This window comes from Actinosynnema sp. NPDC050801 (assembly GCF_040673975.1).
In the GTDB taxonomy this organism is placed as follows: domain Bacteria; phylum Actinomycetota; class Actinomycetes; order Mycobacteriales; family Pseudonocardiaceae; genus Actinosynnema.
The window spans coordinates 130,849-147,305 of record NZ_JBFAQZ010000018.1 but is presented as its reverse complement, the minus strand read 5'-3'; the positions used below and the strand labels follow the sequence as shown (position 1 = coordinate 147,305).

The 16,457-nt window shown below is 70.1% G+C and carries 17 protein-coding genes and 1 pseudogene; 3 read left to right on the top strand and 15 right to left on the bottom strand.

Annotation, left to right across the window (positions count from 1 at the left end):
• The first annotated feature begins 8 nt into the window (after window positions 1–8).
• A complete protein-coding gene (locus AB0K14_RS31340) occupies window positions 9–233 on the top strand; it encodes a hypothetical protein (protein ID WP_360464625.1) in 225 nt (74 codons plus the stop codon).
• Here AB0K14_RS31340 and AB0K14_RS31335 read toward each other — a convergent pair.
• The 8 genes and pseudogenes from AB0K14_RS31335 to AB0K14_RS31300 all read right to left on the bottom strand — a co-directional run bounded on the left by AB0K14_RS31335 (window position 230) and on the right by AB0K14_RS31300 (window position 6,768).
• Window positions 230–625, bottom strand: coding sequence for a hypothetical protein (locus tag AB0K14_RS31335; RefSeq protein ID WP_360464623.1), 396 nt, complete (start codon window positions 623–625; stop codon window positions 230–232). The two genes, AB0K14_RS31340 and AB0K14_RS31335, sit on opposite strands and share 4 nt — an antisense overlap.
• A gap of 179 nt (window positions 626–804) precedes the next feature.
• A complete protein-coding gene (locus AB0K14_RS31330) occupies window positions 805–2,682 on the bottom strand; it encodes a DUF2075 domain-containing protein (protein WP_360464620.1) in 1,878 nt (625 codons plus the stop codon).
• A gap of 445 nt (window positions 2,683–3,127) precedes the next feature.
• Window positions 3,128–3,520: pseudogene (locus AB0K14_RS31325) on the bottom strand (DEAD/DEAH box helicase); the annotation flags it as partial.
• Window positions 3,517–3,867 (bottom strand): BREX system ATP-binding domain-containing protein, encoded by a 351-nt coding sequence (locus tag AB0K14_RS31320; RefSeq protein ID WP_360464671.1) that lies wholly within the window; start codon window positions 3,865–3,867, stop codon window positions 3,517–3,519. The gene AB0K14_RS31320 and the pseudogene AB0K14_RS31325, both read right to left, overlap by 4 nt.
• 168 nt (window positions 3,868–4,035) lie before the next feature.
• Window positions 4,036–5,091 (bottom strand): hypothetical protein, encoded by a 1,056-nt coding sequence (locus AB0K14_RS31315; RefSeq protein ID WP_360464618.1) that lies wholly within the window; start codon window positions 5,089–5,091, stop codon window positions 4,036–4,038.
• 35 nt (window positions 5,092–5,126) lie between these two features.
• On the bottom strand, window positions 5,127–5,891 hold the full coding sequence (locus AB0K14_RS31310; protein ID WP_360464615.1) for a hypothetical protein: 765 nt from the start codon (window positions 5,889–5,891) through the stop codon (window positions 5,127–5,129).
• On the bottom strand, window positions 5,888–6,214 hold the full coding sequence (locus AB0K14_RS31305; protein ID WP_360464612.1) for a hypothetical protein: 327 nt from the start codon (window positions 6,212–6,214) through the stop codon (window positions 5,888–5,890). Before AB0K14_RS31305 ends, AB0K14_RS31310 begins: the two co-directional genes overlap by 4 nt.
• Complete coding sequence (locus tag AB0K14_RS31300) at window positions 6,211–6,768, bottom strand: hypothetical protein (protein WP_364339548.1); 558 nt, start codon at window positions 6,766–6,768, stop codon at window positions 6,211–6,213. Before AB0K14_RS31300 ends, AB0K14_RS31305 begins: the two co-directional genes overlap by 4 nt.
• A gap of 729 nt (window positions 6,769–7,497) precedes the next feature.
• Between AB0K14_RS31300 and AB0K14_RS31295 the strand changes: the two genes are divergently transcribed.
• The gene (locus tag AB0K14_RS31295; protein WP_360464606.1) at window positions 7,498–8,772 is read left to right on the top strand and encodes a pentapeptide repeat-containing protein; all 1,275 of its coding nucleotides are present in this window, start codon (window positions 7,498–7,500) and stop codon (window positions 8,770–8,772) included.
• 70 nt (window positions 8,773–8,842) lie between these two features.
• On the opposite strand, the gene AB0K14_RS31290 is transcribed toward AB0K14_RS31295, so the two are convergent.
• The 7 genes from AB0K14_RS31290 to AB0K14_RS31260 all read right to left on the bottom strand — a co-directional run bounded on the left by AB0K14_RS31290 (window position 8,843) and on the right by AB0K14_RS31260 (window position 15,603).
• Window positions 8,843–9,421, bottom strand: a complete 579-nt coding sequence (locus AB0K14_RS31290; RefSeq protein ID WP_360464604.1) for a choice-of-anchor C family protein — start codon at window positions 9,419–9,421, stop codon at window positions 8,843–8,845.
• A 274-nt stretch (window positions 9,422–9,695) separates the two neighbouring features.
• Window positions 9,696–10,025 carry a hypothetical protein gene (locus tag AB0K14_RS31285; RefSeq protein WP_360464601.1) on the bottom strand — a complete coding sequence of 110 codons (330 nt, stop codon included), beginning with the start codon at window positions 10,023–10,025 and terminating at the stop codon, window positions 9,696–9,698.
• The gene (locus tag AB0K14_RS31280; protein WP_360464598.1) at window positions 10,022–10,720 is read right to left on the bottom strand and encodes a hypothetical protein; all 699 of its coding nucleotides are present in this window, start codon (window positions 10,718–10,720) and stop codon (window positions 10,022–10,024) included. Before AB0K14_RS31280 ends, AB0K14_RS31285 begins: the two co-directional genes overlap by 4 nt.
• A 127-nt stretch (window positions 10,721–10,847) precedes the next feature.
• The gene (locus tag AB0K14_RS31275) at window positions 10,848–12,959 is read right to left on the bottom strand and encodes a 3-hydroxyacyl-CoA dehydrogenase NAD-binding domain-containing protein (protein WP_360464594.1); all 2,112 of its coding nucleotides are present in this window, start codon (window positions 12,957–12,959) and stop codon (window positions 10,848–10,850) included.
• Window positions 12,956–14,176 carry a thiolase family protein gene (locus AB0K14_RS31270; RefSeq protein WP_360464591.1) on the bottom strand — a complete coding sequence of 407 codons (1,221 nt, stop codon included), beginning with the start codon at window positions 14,174–14,176 and terminating at the stop codon, window positions 12,956–12,958. Before AB0K14_RS31270 ends, AB0K14_RS31275 begins: the two co-directional genes overlap by 4 nt.
• Before the next feature lie 84 nt (window positions 14,177–14,260).
• On the bottom strand, window positions 14,261–14,710 hold the full coding sequence (locus AB0K14_RS31265; RefSeq protein WP_360464588.1) for an ABA4-like family protein: 450 nt from the start codon (window positions 14,708–14,710) through the stop codon (window positions 14,261–14,263).
• Window positions 14,707–15,603 (bottom strand): hypothetical protein, encoded by an 897-nt coding sequence (locus AB0K14_RS31260; RefSeq protein ID WP_360464585.1) that lies wholly within the window; start codon window positions 15,601–15,603, stop codon window positions 14,707–14,709. Before AB0K14_RS31260 ends, AB0K14_RS31265 begins: the two co-directional genes overlap by 4 nt.
• An 88-nt stretch (window positions 15,604–15,691) precedes the next feature.
• Between AB0K14_RS31260 and AB0K14_RS31255 the strand changes: the two genes are divergently transcribed.
• Entirely contained in the window at window positions 15,692–16,336 is a 645-nt protein-coding gene (locus tag AB0K14_RS31255) for a MerR family transcriptional regulator (RefSeq protein WP_360464582.1), read from the top strand.
• The last annotated feature ends 121 nt before the right edge of the window (window positions 16,337–16,457 follow it).

Genomic DNA, 16,457 nt, shown 5'->3' with positions numbered 1-16,457 from the left:
CCGTGGCCATGCTCGTGTACTTGCACAAGGAAGAGGAGACCGCGGCCAGCGTGCGCTACCGGTTCCACACCGACGGCGGCACGGAGCGGTTCCTGGTGCTGGACAAGGCGTCCGAGACCATCCAGCCGGACGACGGCAACCGCGACGGCGTGTTCCGCGCGGCGGCGGGCAAGCTCGCCAAGGCGTGGTTGAGCACCCACGAGGCCCCGGAACGGCTGGTGCACCAGAGCTAGAACCCCGCGCCGTCCAACGCCCCGCTCACCACCCGGTCGACCCTGGCCTGCTGCGGATCGCGGGCCAACGCCTCCGTGCACGGGCACCCGGCCAGGTCGCTGCCGCACAGGTACACGCCGAGCACCCGCAGGCTGCGCGCCGTCTGCCGCAACCGCGCCGCACCCCGCAACCGCACCTGCCCGTACACCGCCTTGGCCAACTGGTACGGCACACCGGGGCCGAGGTCCACGCACGCCTGGCTGTCCAACTCCTCCGCCACGTGCGCGATGGGCCGACACCCGTACGTCCGGGCCGACCGCACGAGCCTCTGGTCCAACCGGGCCACCAGCCGCTTCGCCACCTCGTCCCGCCACACCCGGTCGGCGCGGAGGTAGGCGACCAACTCCTCCACGCGGACGGGATCGGGCCGGGGACGGCGCGCGCGCGTTCTTCGTCGTCGTGACGTCATGACACTCAACATCCGGTGTCGCAAACCGTTGTGAGCACCCCTCACCCACCTGCGTCGCGAAAGCACCCGCGCGCACTAGCGACTCGACACCCAGAGACACCGTCACCCGCCGGTGGAGCGGATCAACGGGTCATCTCCTCCAGGTACTCCTGCGTCTCCGGGTCGGTCGAGCAGACGCACACCCCGCGCATGCCCCGGGTGAGCAGCACCCGGTAGGTGTTCCTGATCAGGTCGTGGAAGTTCGCGTCCGCGGCGCTCTTCACCGCCGGATCGCGGGAGTGCTCACTGCGGGCGACCCACCGGCCATCCCGCCGGACGAAGTCGGGCCCGAAGATCACACCCGCCCAGTCGTACTCGAAGCCCTGTGCCGTGTAGACGCAGCCGACCTGGCCGAAACCGCGTTCGTCGCTCGCCCAGTAGTGGGATTCGGGTGCGTCGGGAACCCGTTTCCCGGGCTTCGCGTTCCACGGGCGTTCCCAGTCACCGATCCGGACGTCGGGCACGAGCACCTTCGTGCCGTCCACCGTGACCGGGTCGCTCCACTTCCAGCAGTAACCGGCCGCGAGGCGTGCCGTGCCACCGAACCGCGCCTGCTGCGCCAGCAGCCACTCCTCGACTCCGCCGGGTGTGCCGGCGGCACGCACGACGAAGTCCTCGTCGTCGCGGGTGACGAGATCCGACCAAGCGGTGGCGCGGCGTCGACCGATGTCGAGCAGCCCTCCGCTCCACGCGTCGAAGAACTCCGACCCGCCGCACCGGTACTGGCCCGCCAGGTGAACGATCTCCACCGCACACCCGAGCGAACGCGCGGCCGCCTCGATCTGCTGTCGCGAGCCCATCTCGCCCGGACGCACGATCTGGTGTTCGTCCAGCAGGAAGACCGGCACCGACGCCGCGTCGATCAACTCGGCCACCTGTCGCCGCGCCCGCTGTCGGGCCGCGGCCTTGGTGTACCGGTTGACGCTGGTCTCGCGGACGCGGTGCGCCTCATCGCAGATCAACACATCCAGACCGCGCGGCTCGGCGTCCATGAAGCTGTTGAAGTACTTGAACATGCTCTGCACCCGAGGCGCGCGTTTCCCCGCCAGCTTGCGCAGCGTGCTCGTGAAGGCGCTGGAGCCGGTGGCGTGGTAGACGCGGCGGCCCAGCCGGGCCAGCTCGCCGAGCAGGCTCAGCGCGATGACGCTCTTGCCCGAGCCCGGACCGCCGAGCACGATCACCACTGTCTGGGTTCGGCTGGTCCGCGCGCGCTCGACCGCCTGCATCACCAAGCTGTAGGCCACCTGCTGCTCGTCGAGCAGCACGAACTGCTCACGGTCCTGGATCTCCCGAGCGGCCAGGTCGAGCAGCGGCTTCGACGGCGCGTGCCTCGCGTTCAGCAGGTACTCGGCGGCTCGGCCCGCCGCGTCCCCGGTCGCCGGGTCGGGGTCGAGCAACACCCTCAACCGGTCGGTCATCCGCGACCGGGTGTCCATCGTGTAGAGGCGGCCGTAGTCGTCCATCCCGTACTGGGTCAGCTGCCAGACACCGGACTCCAAGGCGTTGTGCAGGTAGGCGAGACCGTGCACCGCGCCGGGCTGTTCCGCCAACGCGGGTGTGGAGTCGACGAGGTACTCGCAGTACCGGCGCACCTGCTCCACGGGGTGCAGGACCGGCTCCGGGTAGTGCGGCACCGTGACCAGGTCGTCGCCCACGGATTCGGCGCTCGACCACTGCTTCAGCTCCACCAGCACGAAGGACGGCGTGCCCCGCCGCGGGTGCGTACCGCACAGGATGACGTCGACCCGCTTGGGGTTGTGCGGGAGCTTGTGCTCGAGCAGCACTTCGACGTGCCCGAGACCGGCCTCGACCACGTCGGTCAGGAACGCGGGCAGGCTGTTCTGCCACGACCGCACCTCGGCCGCGCCCACACCCGACTCGAACTGGATGCGGGCCTGCTCCTCCAGCACGGTGTGCAGTCGATCGGCCATGTCGAGCAGGTTCTTTGCGCTGCGGCGCACGAGAGCCACCGGTTGATCCCCCACCTGGGCACGCGGAATACACGTGCGGGTGGGGGCAGCGACGGAAGTGATCCCGGTGCCCGGCGGGCCGCGTGATCAGGTTAGCGCCCTTCCGCGCCGACCGGCCGCCGGTTCGGTCGGAGTCCGAGTGGGTATGCGCGCAAGCGCTTTCGTCGGTTGCTCGCATCAGAACATCGGCACCAGAGTGCGGATCGCGCGTTACCGCGCTTCTCCGGCGGTGACCACGAAGCGGCTCGGTTCGGCCAACACCGCCGCTGCCCCGTCCGGATCGGCCAAGCGTGCGGCCAGCGTCGCCGTCGCCAGTGCGTGCGGCAGCGTTTCGCTGAACTTGAGGGCCCTGGGTTTCGACGTGGGTGACCTCGACCTCGTGTGCTGCTCCTCGGTGGCCGGAGCTGGAAGGTCGGCTGGATCGACTGGAAACGAAGGACTTCGGCGTGGTCAGCAGGACCTCCGGTGGATCGCGGAGGATCTTCTGGCGAGTGGCCTGGCTGATGTCGCCGTGCCACAGACCGACCCTGCGCCCCAGCCACGAGGCGTAGCCCTCCAGCCGGGGGTGCAGGTTGTTCAGCAGTGCCCTGAGGGGACACACGTAGATGACCGAGAGACCGGTCCACTTGTGCCGCTCCATCGCGTTGAGCAGCGGGAAGCAGGCAGCCTCCGTCTTGCCCCCGGCCGTGGGCGCCAGCAGGATCGCGTCATCGCCGTCAACCAGCGGACCCACCGCCTCCGCCTGCAACGGCCGCAACGAACTCCACCCGAGTGTGTTCACGATGTGGTGCACGAGAACCGGGCGCGGACCGTCGAGGCCGGTGGTCACGGCAGGCCCAGCTCGATGTCGTCGGCGGAGCGCGCCGCGGCGTTCCGCTCGACCTCCGTCAGCTCCGACTGCGCCAGGGTGAGGGCGTAGTGCCTGCGCGAGTCGAAGTCGTCGTGCTCGTCCACGCGGTCCAGCACGTCGGCGACCAGCTTCCGCAGGAAGATCCTCGGTGCCACCCCGACCTGGCCACCAAGACCCCCGGTGACCGCATCGGCGAGCTGAGCGACATAGGCGTCATCGACTACCGACGAAACCCGTTCCGGGTGGCGTGCGACGCCCGCGTACAGGTCGCGCACCGCCCGGCCGAGTTCGCCCAGCCGGGTCAGCTCGAACCCCGAGAGCCGCAGCTGAACCGCCTGGGGGAGTCGAAGCGCGGGTCGGTCGTGAAATCCGTGGCCAGCCGCTGCACGCCCTGCTGACCGTCGAAGAACTGCGGGCGGCCCTGATTGTCGTTATAGGACCGACGGCCTCTCGCGTTTCAGGCGTCACCCGTTCGGCTCAACACCTGCGCCTCATCATCCTGCGGGGGCCGGTGGCGTGAACAGCCGCCGGCCGACGAAGTACGCGACTCCGGTGAGCAGGGCGGGGGTGGCCATGAGCGACAGCACCGCGCCCACGAGCACCGGGTGGTGAACGACCTGTTCGGCCGGACCGCCGGACAGGGAGAGCCCCAACGACAGTCCGGCGCCGGAGATCACCGCGCTGCCCAGCCCCAGTCCCCAGACGACGCCGAGGGACTTGCGCGTCGTCAGCGCCCCGTCCACGTCCAGGTGCTCGCCCGTCACGTACCGGCGGCCTCCACGCAGAACGGTGGCCGCGACGAACACCTGCACCACACCGAAGGCCGCGAAGGTCCAGCTCAGGGAGCCCAGCGCCGGGTAGATCGGGGGTAGCCGACCGCCGATCAGCACGATTGCCGGCGCCGGCAGGACCCCGGCGGTGAGCAGCACGGTGCCGAGCCGCCCGCACGCCACGCGGACCTCGTGCGCACGCGCCGCGGAGATCCACACCTGACGCTGCGGTGGGGGCGGCGGGTAGGCCGTGAACCCGGTCGGGGTCACAGCCGAGTCCTGGCGGACGGCAGGCGGAGCCGGAACCAGGAGACGACGTCCGACGAAGAACAGGACACCGGTCAGCACCGGGGGCGAGGCCAGTAAGCACAGGTATGCCCAGACGCCGACCGTGAAGCGCACGTCCGGGTGGCGGGGGTTGTCCGCTTCGGCCGCGACGGTGGCCAGCAGCAGGAGGCAGGCGAAGGACGAGAAGACGATCGAGGTGACCCACATCGCGGCCAACAGCCGCCGGGTCCTCCGTGCGCCGTTGACGTCGAGGTAGCCGCCCTGGATGTAGGAGCGGACTCCTGACAAGCCGAGCGCGGCGTAGAGCACGTTGAGCGCCGAAGCCCCGCCGATGATCCACACCACCGGGCCGAAGAAGTGGTAGGCGATCGGGAGGCGCAGGCCGAGCACCACGGTCGCCGCCGCGAGCGCGACGCTCACGACGGCGAACAGCCTGCCCGTCGAACCGCAGGCGGCGTGGACGTGCCGGGCGTGCGACTCAGAGATCCACACGTGCGGCGACGGCGGTGGCCCCGGTGCCGGGTGGATCACGACCCAGGCCGCCAGTCCGACCCGTCGCCATCGGTGGCGCTGGCGTCCCTCATCGCCCCGGTGTCGGGCATCGACCAGTCCGAACCGAGGTCGTGGATCTTCTGCCTGATCGTCGTCTGCTCGGTCTCGATCGTGTTGACCTGCGACTGCATCGCCAGCACTCCCGTGCCGATGAGTGCGATGGCAGCACCGCAGGCGGCGCTCAACGCGGCGATCCCGATCGGGATGCCCACGACCGAGCACGCGCTCGCGACCGCGCCGGCGGCGCCGATCACGAACGAACCCAAGGCGAACCACATGGTGAGCTGGAAGCCCTCGATCGCGTTCGCCAGAGCGGTGAGCGAGCTGCGCATCTGGTTGGCGATGTCCTTGACCGAGTTCAACCCGGCCGCTTGGGGCGGTACTGCGGAGTGGTAGGCCCGGGCCGCGCGCCCTTCCCACTCGACCGTCGTCCGGAGCTTGTCGAGCCCGACGGTGCCCGCGATGTCGCCCAGCACGTCGCCGACCTGGGCCACCCACTGCTCGCCCACCTGTTTGAGCCGGTCCGGATCACCCCATTGGTCGATCAGGTGGCCGACGTGGTCCCAGAGTTCCGCCACCTTCTCCGCCAGCAGCCGCATGCCCTGGACGATGGGGTCGATCATGTGTTCCAGCGGGGGCGGCACCCACTTCAGGACGCTCTCGACCTGGTCGAAGAACGCCTTGACGTCCTGCTGGGCGTCCTGCCTCTCCTGCTCGACCTGCTGTGCGAGCGGGTTCACCGTCCGCCCTCCTGGTTGTGGATGCGGTCCATCGCCAGCCGGTTGGCTTCTTCTTCGCTCTCGTAGGTGTTCGCCGCGGCGTGCAGGCTCTCGCCCAAACCGCGGAACGCTTGGATCGCCTGGGCGAGCATGTCCTCCAGGGCGAGGCGCGCGTTGTCGTAGGTGCGGTGCAAACCCCGGTCGGCCGCCCATTTCGACATGTCGGTGTCGGTGACCACGAGCCCACCGATCGCGGAACGAGGTGTCTCCAGGCTTTCCGAGGCGGCGGTCCAGAGGGCGGCGTCGGAGCGCATGGCTTCGAGCGCGACGGAGATGTCGGTCATGGCAGCAACCCCACTCGGCGCAGCAGCGTGTTCGGATCACTCACCAGTGCGACGAGTTCGGCGATGGCAGGGCTCTGCGGCCCCTGTGCGAGGTCGGTGGGAGCGCTGCGGGCTCGAAGTGCCCGGAGCACTTCCAGGAGTTCCTGCTCCAACTCGCTGTTGCGGGCCGTGTGCGCCCAGGCCGGGTCGATGGCGATGTCGAGCACCTGTCCGCGTTGCGCGGTGCCACGCACGTGCCCGCCCCGGCTCTCTGCGGTCACCGACCGGTCGATCACCTCGGCGACCTGCTGCTTGAAGCGCTCCAGGTCGGCCGTGACGGCGTCCATGAGGCGCGTCGCCTCTGCCGGCGTGATGCGGGAGCCGTCCTGCGGCGGGATTGACGACGCGGGTGGTTCTTCGGCCACCGGCCGCTCGACATGCTCGGCCAGCGCCTGCATGGTGGCCGCGTTCATCGCGGACGTGACGGTTGAGCCCAAAGCCCTGGGATCGACGACCTGCTTCCAGTGCGCCGCCAGCGCCACCGACAGCACGTCGGCCGAGTCGTCGACCGTCACGGTCACGACGCCGTCGGAGTCCTTCCCCCGCAGACCGTCGACCACGCCGGGAGCAGCCGCCTGCTTCCGACGTGGCCGACGGTCCTCTTCGTCACCTTCTTCAAAGCCGAAACTGAATGTCTCGCCCACGTCGCCCCCTGCGATCCGTAGTCAATCGACTTCGGACTGTAGCGGGCGGCCGGAGCGAGCCGCAGCCGAACCCGGAACTACGCGCTGGCCGGCACCTCGTATCCCGCCCAGCAACCGGTGGTCGGGCCACGCCGGATGGCGATCGGCACGGGCCGGGTGGTTCAGCTGAACCCGACGGGTTCGCGTGCACGTCCCCACTGGCCGTGTCCGTCAGGCGGCGGAGTTGGGAAGGCAGGTAGGGGCGGGCTCGGGTTGGTTGTCGAGGATGGCCTCGGCGAGGCGGGTGGCGCGGTCGCGGGCGGCGGTCGGGTCGGGCATCGACTACCAGGGAAGCACCGCGCCCCGGCGGCCGCACGACGTCCGAGCGGGTGCGCGGCGCGCGGAAAGGCCGGGCGCCGCGCCTGGAACCGGGAACCGCCGGGCGGCCGCGCTTGGAATCGGGAACCGCCGGGCGGCCGCGCTTGGAACCGGGAACCGCCGGTGTCGGCGGCACTTCGACCGAACTCGCGTCGTCGGCGCGGGATCCGGGCGTAGCCTCTATGCGTGATCAAGAGGAGCGGCGCCCGGAGGGGTCGCCCATCCGCCTCGCGTCCGCTGGGAATGTCGTTGCTGCCCCTGCACGTCGCGGTGGCGGTCCTGATCGGGTTGGTCATCGCGGGCGGCTCCGCGGTGGCCATGTGGTGGTGGCTCCTCGATCACCCCCCGCTGCGTCCCGGCGTCCCGATCGACTTCAACGCCGAGAACCGCTACCGGCTCATGACCATCGCGTTGACGGTCACCGGTGGCATCGGCGGGGTCACCGCGCTGGTCATCGCCTACCGCAAGCAGCGCCTCGGCGAGGCGGACCACGCGCGCGAGGACACCAGGCTGTTCCACGAGCGCTACGCCCGCGTCGCCGAGCAACTGGGCTCCGACAAGGCCGCGGTGCGGCTCGCCGGCGTGTACGCGATGGCGGACCTGGCCGACGACTGGGCGATCCGCCGTCAGGTCTGCATCGACGTGTTCTGCGGGTATCTAAGGCTGCCCTACCGGCCGCCGGGAGGCGACGAGTCCGACGACGACCGCGCGGCGCAGGAGGAACGGCAGGTGCGCCACACCGTCATCCGGCTGATCCGGGACCACCTGCGGTCCGGGGCGGCGGTCGGCTGGAACGGGCACGACTTCGACTTCACGTCAGCGGTCTTCGACGGTGGCGACTTCAGCGGCGCGGTGTTCGACGGCGGCACGGTGTCGTTCCGGTCCGCGCGGTTCGTCGGTGACGTCTCCTTCCGCGACGTCGTGTTCGCGGAAGGCGTCGAGGTCTCCTTCGACGGCGCGGTGTTCGACGGCGCGGACGTATCGCTCACCGGGGTCGCGTTCGCCGGTGGACGGGTGTCGTTGCGCGGCGCGGACTTCCGCTCCGGCACGGTCGACCTCTCGAAGCCGGACCAGTGGCGACTCGCGCCGGTGCTGGATCTGGAGGAGGTGGGCTCGGTGGTCCTGCTGCCGCCCTTCGACCAACTGCTGCGCGCCGTGCTCAGACACCCGTCCGTCGTCCGGGTCGACACGGCCGCGCCGGGCAAGCGGGCCGTGGCGGTGCGGAAGAAGCAGGCGATACCCGACCAGGAGGAGCTGATCGGCTACCTGGAGCCGATCGCGTTCACCGACCGGCGCATGCACGTCGGTCAGGAGCTCAAGATCCCCTACTCGGAAGCTGGCGCGGTGACGTTCACCTGGCACACCGAGACGGTGGGCGAAAGCAACGATCAAGGCTCAACCGCCAGCGAGATCACCTACGTCAAGATGCACTTCCAGGACTCCGAGGAACGGCTCTACCACCACCGCGACGTCCTGGTGGAGCTGATCCGGACGATCAGCCGTTTCCCCCGGCTCTGAGCAGCGTTCTCGAGCCGCCGGCAGTGCTCCTCCACCGCCCGCCCCCGGACGGCGGGCACCAAGCGGGTGGTCAGAGGCAGAGCAGGGGCAGGCAGTTGTCGACGCCCACCTTGTCGATCACCGGTCCCCAGCCCGAGCCCGTGGTGCTGGCGAACGTGATCGTGGTGGTGAAGCCGGTGGCCACGAAGACCGCCTGCCGACCGACGTAGCCCATGTTCGTCTTCGACTTGCCGGTGATGTCGAACGAGAAGTCCTGGAGGACGTTGCCGTCGACCAGGATCCGGCCGGTCTTGAGGGTCGGCGGGGCGCCGGTGTTGCCGGCCAGCCGGTAGCTGATGCGGTAGGCGAACAGCGGGACGGTGTCGATGGTCTGGCTGACCGCGCCCGGCGCCGCGCCGCCGTCCAGGTCGAGGGACTGGTTGCCCTCGGCGGTCTGCCAGAAGCCCGCGCCTGACAGGTCGACGTCGTTCGCGGTGACCGTCCAGGCGCCCAGTGACGCGCCGACGCCGTACCGGGTGAACGTGTTGGCGGGCACGGTGGGCGACTCGAAACCGCCGTCGTCGACGGAAGCGCCGGCAGGGGGTGCGAGGGCGACGGTCATGAGCGTGGCCAGGGTGGCGCAGAGCGCGGTGCTTCGCCAGGAGCGCATGGGGATCACCTTTCGGTCCGGACGACCGGTGTCCCGAGTTGTCGGCTCGATGATGACCGATCCCCCGAACCGTAGGCCGGGGAAGCCCGGACGGGTCCGCACATCTGCGCAGTCCACGGGCACGATCGCCGACGCAAGGAGCAGGCAGACCGCCGGACCCGCCGCCGTCAGAGGCAGAGGATCAGCAGACCGCGTTCCACCCGCACGGCCTCGATGACCGGTCCGTGCCTGGCGCCAGTCGTGCCGGCGAACGTCGCACCGCCCTGCGCCGTGGTCAACGGCCGCGCCAGACCGGGTGCATGTACCGGCGGCGCTGGTCGGGTGCTTCTTCGGTGACGAAGTGGTCGTTGGTGCTCCGGTAGACGCAGTCGATGCCGAGCCGGTGCAGGAACGTGAGGCCGTCGTCGGCAGGGCGTTCGGGGAAGAGCGCCATCAGTCGGGTGACCGGGTCCGGGCTGTCCGCCGCGTAGTCGAGCAGTTGGGCAACTGCCTCGCGCACCTTGCCGTGGGTGGCCAGGCTCTTCGCCTCGATGACCGCGACCTCGGCGCCATCGCGGTAGTACAGGTCGGCCCGCTTGCCGCCCGGCGTCACGAAGCTGGTCATCTCGACGTCGGAGCGGAACGTCCGGTAGTAGGCGACCAGTCGCGCCTCGATCCGGTCGTGCGCGGTCTGCCGTTCGGCGACCCTGTGCCACACGGTGTCGACGTGCTGCGCTCCACCGGCACGACCCGGCTGCCCAGCCCCACCAGATCGGCGGTGGCGTTCAGCCGGGCGTCGGCCTCCGCTTCCACCGTGCTCGGACTGATGCCGAACGCGCTGATCAGGCGAGACGACCGCGGTTCGTCGACGATGCGTTGCCCGTACACGTAGTCGCCGGTGGTGAAGCCCTCGATGCTCCAGAGGTCGGTGACCGGGTAGTCGGTCAGCCGGACGTTCAGCACGCTGTACACGTTGGTGAAGCTGGAACTGTTGGCGTGCTGGTTCCAGAGCAGGTCGGCCAAGGGGTTGTTGCGGAACAAGTGGCCCACCTCGCCGACGGCCTTGATCTTCTTCTCGCCGACGAACAGCACGACCCCGCCCGATCGGAGCCGCTCCATGGGCTTGTCGTGCAGGGGGATCGCGCCCCAGAAGTGCGCTTCACCCGACGGGTGCAATTCCTCCAGCCTCGCCAGGTCCGCTCCGGCCAGCAGCGAGCGGTAGGGCTCCCGGCTGAACGGGATCGCCCCCGCGATCGTCTCGTGGAAGCGCTTCCTCGTATCGGGGTTGCCGTAGCACGGTGCGAGCAGCGCGAGGGTCATGGATGGGTTCCCACCGGTTGTCACCTGATAGTGCAGGTGTCGACCATAGGTCCCGACGCGCGCCGTGTCAGGGAAAAGCACCGCGCCCCGGCCGTCGCACGACGGCCGGGGCGCGGGGGACTGGTGGTCAGGCGGGAACGGAGGCGACGCCGGGGGCGAGGAAGCGCTTGCCCGTCACCTTCTCCGAGATGCCCGAACGGTCCAGGTACGGGGTGATGCCGCCCAGCCAGAACGGCCAGCCGGCGCCCAGGAGCATGCACAGGTCGATGTCCTGCGCCTCCGCCACCACGCCCTCGTCGAGCATGATCCGGATCTCCTCGGCCAACGCCTCCAGCGCACGCGCGAAGACCTCGTCACCGGTCAACGGCTTGTCGCCGAACGACCACAGCTCCTGCACCTCGGGGTCGACGGACGGCTTGCCCGTCGAATCCCACTGGTACACCGCGGTCTTGCCGGCGGCGACGAACTTCTTCATGTTCTCCGACACGCCGAACCGGTCGGGGAACGCACCGTGCATCGTGCCGGCCACGTGCAGCGCGACGGCGGGGCCGACGAGCTGGAGCAGCACCAAGGGCGACATCGGCAGGCCCAGCGGCTCGGTGGCCTTGTCCGCCACCTCGAACGGGGTGCCCTCGTCGATCGACTTCACGACCTCGCCCATGAACCGCGTCAGCAGCCGGTTCACCACGAACGCCGGGGCGTCCTTCACCAGCACCGACGACTTCTTCAGCTGCTTGCCCACCGCGAACGCGGTGGCGAGCGTCGCGTCGTCGGTCTGCCCGGCCCGCACGATCTCCAGCAGCGGCATGATCGCGACCGGGTTGAAGAAGTGGAAGCCGACGACCCGCTCGGGGTGCTTGAGGCCCGCCGCCATCTCGGTGATCGACAGCGACGACGTGTTGGTCGCCAGCACGGCCTCGGCCGAGACGAACTCCTCGACCTCGGCGAACACCTTCTGCTTCACGCCCAGGTCCTCGAACACGGCCTCGATGACGAAGTCCGCGTCCGAGAACGCCGCCTTGTCCAACGAACCGCTCACCAGCGCCTTGAGCCGGTTCGCCTTGTCCGCCGACACGCGCTTCTTCGCCAGCAGCTTGTCGACCTCGGCGTGCACGTACCCGACGCCCTTGTCCACGCGCGCCTGGTCGATGTCGGTGAGCACCACCGGCACCTCCAGCCGCCGCGCGAACAGCAGCGCCATCTGCGAGGCCATCAGGCCCGCGCCGACGATGCCGACCTTGGTCACCTTGCGCGCCAACGACTTGTCCGGCGCGCCGGCCGGTCGCTTGGCCCGCTTCTGCACCAGGTTGAACGAGTACAGCCCGGCCCGCAGCTCGTCGCTCATCACGACGTCCGCCAGTGCCTCGGTCTCGGCCGCGTACCCGGCGTCCAGGTCGTTGGCACGAGCCAGCTCCAGCAGCTCCAACGCCTTGAGCGCACCGGGCGCCGCGCCCTTGGTCTTGCCCTCGACGATGGCCCGCGCCCGCGCCACGGCGGCGTCCCAGCCCTCACCGCGGTCGATCTCACGGCGAGCGGGCACGACTTCGCCGCGCACCACGGAAGCCAGCCACAGCAGCGACTGCTCCAGGTAGTCCGCGGAGTCGAACAGCACGTCCGCGATGCCCAGGTCGAGCGCCTGCTTCGGGTTGAGCATCTTGTTCTGGTTCAACGCGTTCTCGAAGATCACGGTGACCGCGTCGTTCGCGCCGATCAGGTTCGGCAGCAGCTGCGTGCCGCCCCAGCCCGGGAACAGGCCGAGGAACACCTCGGGCAGCGCGATGGCCGCCGCGTTGGACGCCAGCGTCCGGTAGTGGCACGACAGCGCCAGCTCCAGGCCACCGCCCATCACCGCGCCGTTGACGAACGCGAAGGTCGGCACGGACGACTCGGTGAACTTGCGGAACACGTCGTGCCCGAGCCGACCGATCGTCACGGCCTGCGAGCGCTCGGAGGCGCCCTCGACGGCGGTCAGGTCCGCGCCGACGGCGAAGATGAACGGCTTGCCGGTGACCGCGATCGCGACCGGGGACGCCGCCGCGGCCTCGTCGAACGCCGCGCTCAGGCTGACCAGCGACTGCGGGCCGAACGTGGACGGCCGGGTGTGGTCGTGGCCGTTGTCGATGGTGATGAGGGCGACCTGGCCGGCCAACCCGGGCACGGAGACGAGCCGGGTGCGGGCGTGGGTCACGACCTCGTCGGGGAACAGGGCCTTGGCCTCGTCAGCGGTCAACGCGGTCACTTCGACTCTCCGTTCCAATGGGGGTTCTCCCAGATCACGGTGCCGCCCATGCCGATGCCGATGCACATGGTGGTGATCCCGTAGCGCACGTCGGGGCGCTCGGCGAACTGCCGCGACAGCTGGGTCATCAGGCGCACGCCGGAGGACGCCAGCGGGTGGCCGACGGCGATCGCGCCGCCCCACTGGTTGACCCGCGGGTCGTCGTCGGCGATGCCGAAGTGGTCGAGGAAGGCGAGCACCTGCACGGCGAACGCCTCGTTGATCTCGAACAGGCCGATGTCCTCGATGGTCAGGCCCGCGCGCTTGAGGGCCTTCTCCGTGGCCGGCACCGGGCCGATGCCCATGACGTCCGGTTCGACGCCCAGGAACGAGTAGCCCACCAGGCGCATGCCGACCGGCAGGCCCAGCTCGCGGGCGGTCTCCTCCTCGGCCAGGATGCAGCCGGTCGCGCCGTCGTTCAGGCCGGCCGCGTTGCCCGCGGTGACCCGGCCGTGCGGGCGGAACGGCGTCTTCAGCTTCGCCAGGTCCTCGACCGTCGTGCCGGGGCGGGGCGGCTCGTCGGCGGTGGCCAGGCCCCAGCCGTTGTCCGCCGAACGGGTCGCGACCGGCACGAGCTCCGGGCCGATCTTGCCGTTCTTCAGCGCGTCGGCGTACTTGGCCTGCGAGGCCGCCGCGTACGCGTCCGTGCGGTCCTTGGTGATGTGGGGGAACCGGTCGTGCAGGTTCTCCGCCGTCGAGCCCATGACGAGCGCGGACGGGTCCACGATCTTGTCGGACAGGAACCGCGGGTTGGGGTCGACGCCCTCGCCCATCGGGTGGCGGCCCATGTGCTCGACGCCGCCCGCGATCACCACGTCGTACGCGCCGAACGCGATGCCGCTGGCCGACGTCGTCACGGCCGTCATCGCGCCCGCGCACATGCGGTCGACGGCGTAGCCGGGCACCGACTTCGGCAGGCCCGCGAGCAGCGCCGCCGTGCGGCCGATGGTCAGACCCTGGTCGCCGATCTGGGTGGTGGCCGCGATGGCCACCTCGTCGACCCGCTCCGGGGGCAGCTCGGGGTGGCGCCGCAGCAGCTCGCGGATCACCTTGACGACCAGGTCGTCGGCACGGGTCTCCGCGAAGATTCCCTTGGGGCCGGCCTTGCCGAACGGCGTGCGCACGCCGTCGACGAAGACCACGTTTCGAACGCGTGCCGGCGCTACTGGTGCGGCCACGGCGTCTCCTCCACTTGTGGTGACGATTCGCCCGAGCGGTCGGGGCGCGACTCCTACCGATCGGTAACACAACTCTAGCCCCTGTTACTGGTCGGTAACCACCTTGGTCGCCCTGTCGGGTCGGTCACAGAACGCGCGGATGGCCAGGAACAGCCCGAACCCGAGCGGGGACAGGATGATCGTGAACACCAGCAGCGGGCCCATGAACAGCGGGTGCAGCCCCAGGCGGCGGCCCTCCCGGTACATCCACGCGCCGATCAGCAGGTCCCACGCGATCACCTGCGCCCACACCGCCGAGGCGCCCCAGGAGGTGGCCAGGAACTCCCGCAGCGTGTCCAGGTCCGGACTGCTCATCGTCGCCCACAACCGCGGGAGGTGCCCGGCGACCAGGGTCACGTAGACGACCAGCGGCGGCACCGCGATCAACGGCGACGACGCGACCCGTGCGGTCACCGGCGACTTCGGCGCGAAGATCATCAGGCCCCAGAACGGGACGGTCAGCCAGAACGTGATCTGGAACAGGAACCCGGTCATGCCGGCACCGCCTCTTTCGGGCTGTCGGTCGTGCGGAGGGTCCTCGCGACCACGGCGGCGGTCCACGTCGCCACGGCCAGCGCGCCCAGGGCGGTGAGCAGGTCCGGGCGCAGCAGCGGTTGCCCGCGCAGCGCCTGCCACGTGACCAGGGCCATCAGGCCCGCGTAGCCGATCGCGAGACCCCAGGCCAGCTTCGGGGTCGCGCGCCGGCGGAACAGGAGCACGGCCAGCGGGAGGATTTGGAGCGCGTGGATGCCGACGAAGTGCGGGACGCGCAGGTCGCCGCCGGTCGTGCTCCAGCCCGTCAACGCCATGTACGGGCCGCCGTCGGGCACGCCGACGCTGTGCGCGCCCACGATCCCGGCGGTGGCGTCCTCCTCGTTCCGCTGCCTGGTCATCAGGATGCCGAGGGCGAGGCCGACCAGGGAGAGGACCAGGCCGAGCCTGATCGCGAGGCCCGCGGGACGATCCGCGAACCGGGTGAAGACCAGCGCGACCGCGATCACCGTGTGCATGATCCAGAGCGTGAGGATGCTGTAGGTCATGACGTCCCACAGCAGGTCGTCGAACGGTGTGGCGACGTTGAAGTGGCTGCGCCTGCCGCGCACCACCTGCCCCACGACGACGACCATCTCGACGGTGCCGGCGAGCGCGATGACCGTGCCGGCCCACCAGCCGACGCGGCGCAGGCGGGTGGTGAGGGTGAGCATCCAGGCGAGCGTGACGCCGTAGAGGGCGAGCGAGATGGCGAACTTGAACGGCTTGAACCAGATCGGCGACCCGACCAGAATCCGGTCGTCGACGATCAAGCCGCCGAGGGAGACGACCGTGAGGGCGGCCATGAGCAGGGAGAACAGCATCAGCGGCGGATGCCAGCGAAGGAAGCGGGTCATGGACGGCTCCTAGTATGGATAGCAGCGCTTTCTACTATCGGATAGTTACAGTATCCATACTGAGAACCGTCTCAGGAAGGGGCCTGCCGTGCGCATCGCCGAGTTGAGCCGTCGCAGCGGTGTGCCGGTGCCGACGATCAAGTACTACCTGCGGGAAGGGCTGCTCCCGGCCGGTGAGCTGACCAGCCGCAACCAGGCCAGGTACTCCGAGGACCACGTGCACCGGCTGCGGCTCGTGCGGGCGATGGTCGAGCTCGGCGGGCTGTCGATCGCGGCCGTGCGGGAGGTGCTCGGGGCGTTGGACGACCCGGAGAAGTCACTGCACAAGGCGATGGGCACGATCTCGGCCGCGGTGGCGCCGCCGGACCTCGGCAGCGACGACGAGGCGGCGCACGAGCAGGCCCGGGCGTTCGTGGAGCGGCAGGGTTGGGTGTACCGGCCCCAGTCGTACGCGTACCAGGCGCTGGTGGGCGTGCTGGCGACGGCGCGGGAGGTGGGGCACGAGCGGTTCGCGGAGATGCTCGACGGGTTCGCCGACGCCGCCCGGCCGTTGGCCGAGGCCGACCTGGCCTACGTGCTCGGCGGTGGGTCCAAGGACGAGGCGCTGGAGGGCGTCGTCGTGGGGACCGTGCTGGGTGACGCGGCGATGGCGGCCGTGCGCGCGTTGGCCCGCCGTGAGCTGTCGGGCGTGCGCCAAGCCGAGGAAACGCCCTCCCAACCCTGCGACCCCTGACCCGCGCGAGTCGAACCTCCAGGTCCCGCGTGTCCTACGTTCGCGTCGCGCGTGTCCTACGTTCAGGACCCCCGAGTTGAACACTCAGAACAAGATCGACTGTTCTGAGCGTTGAACTCGG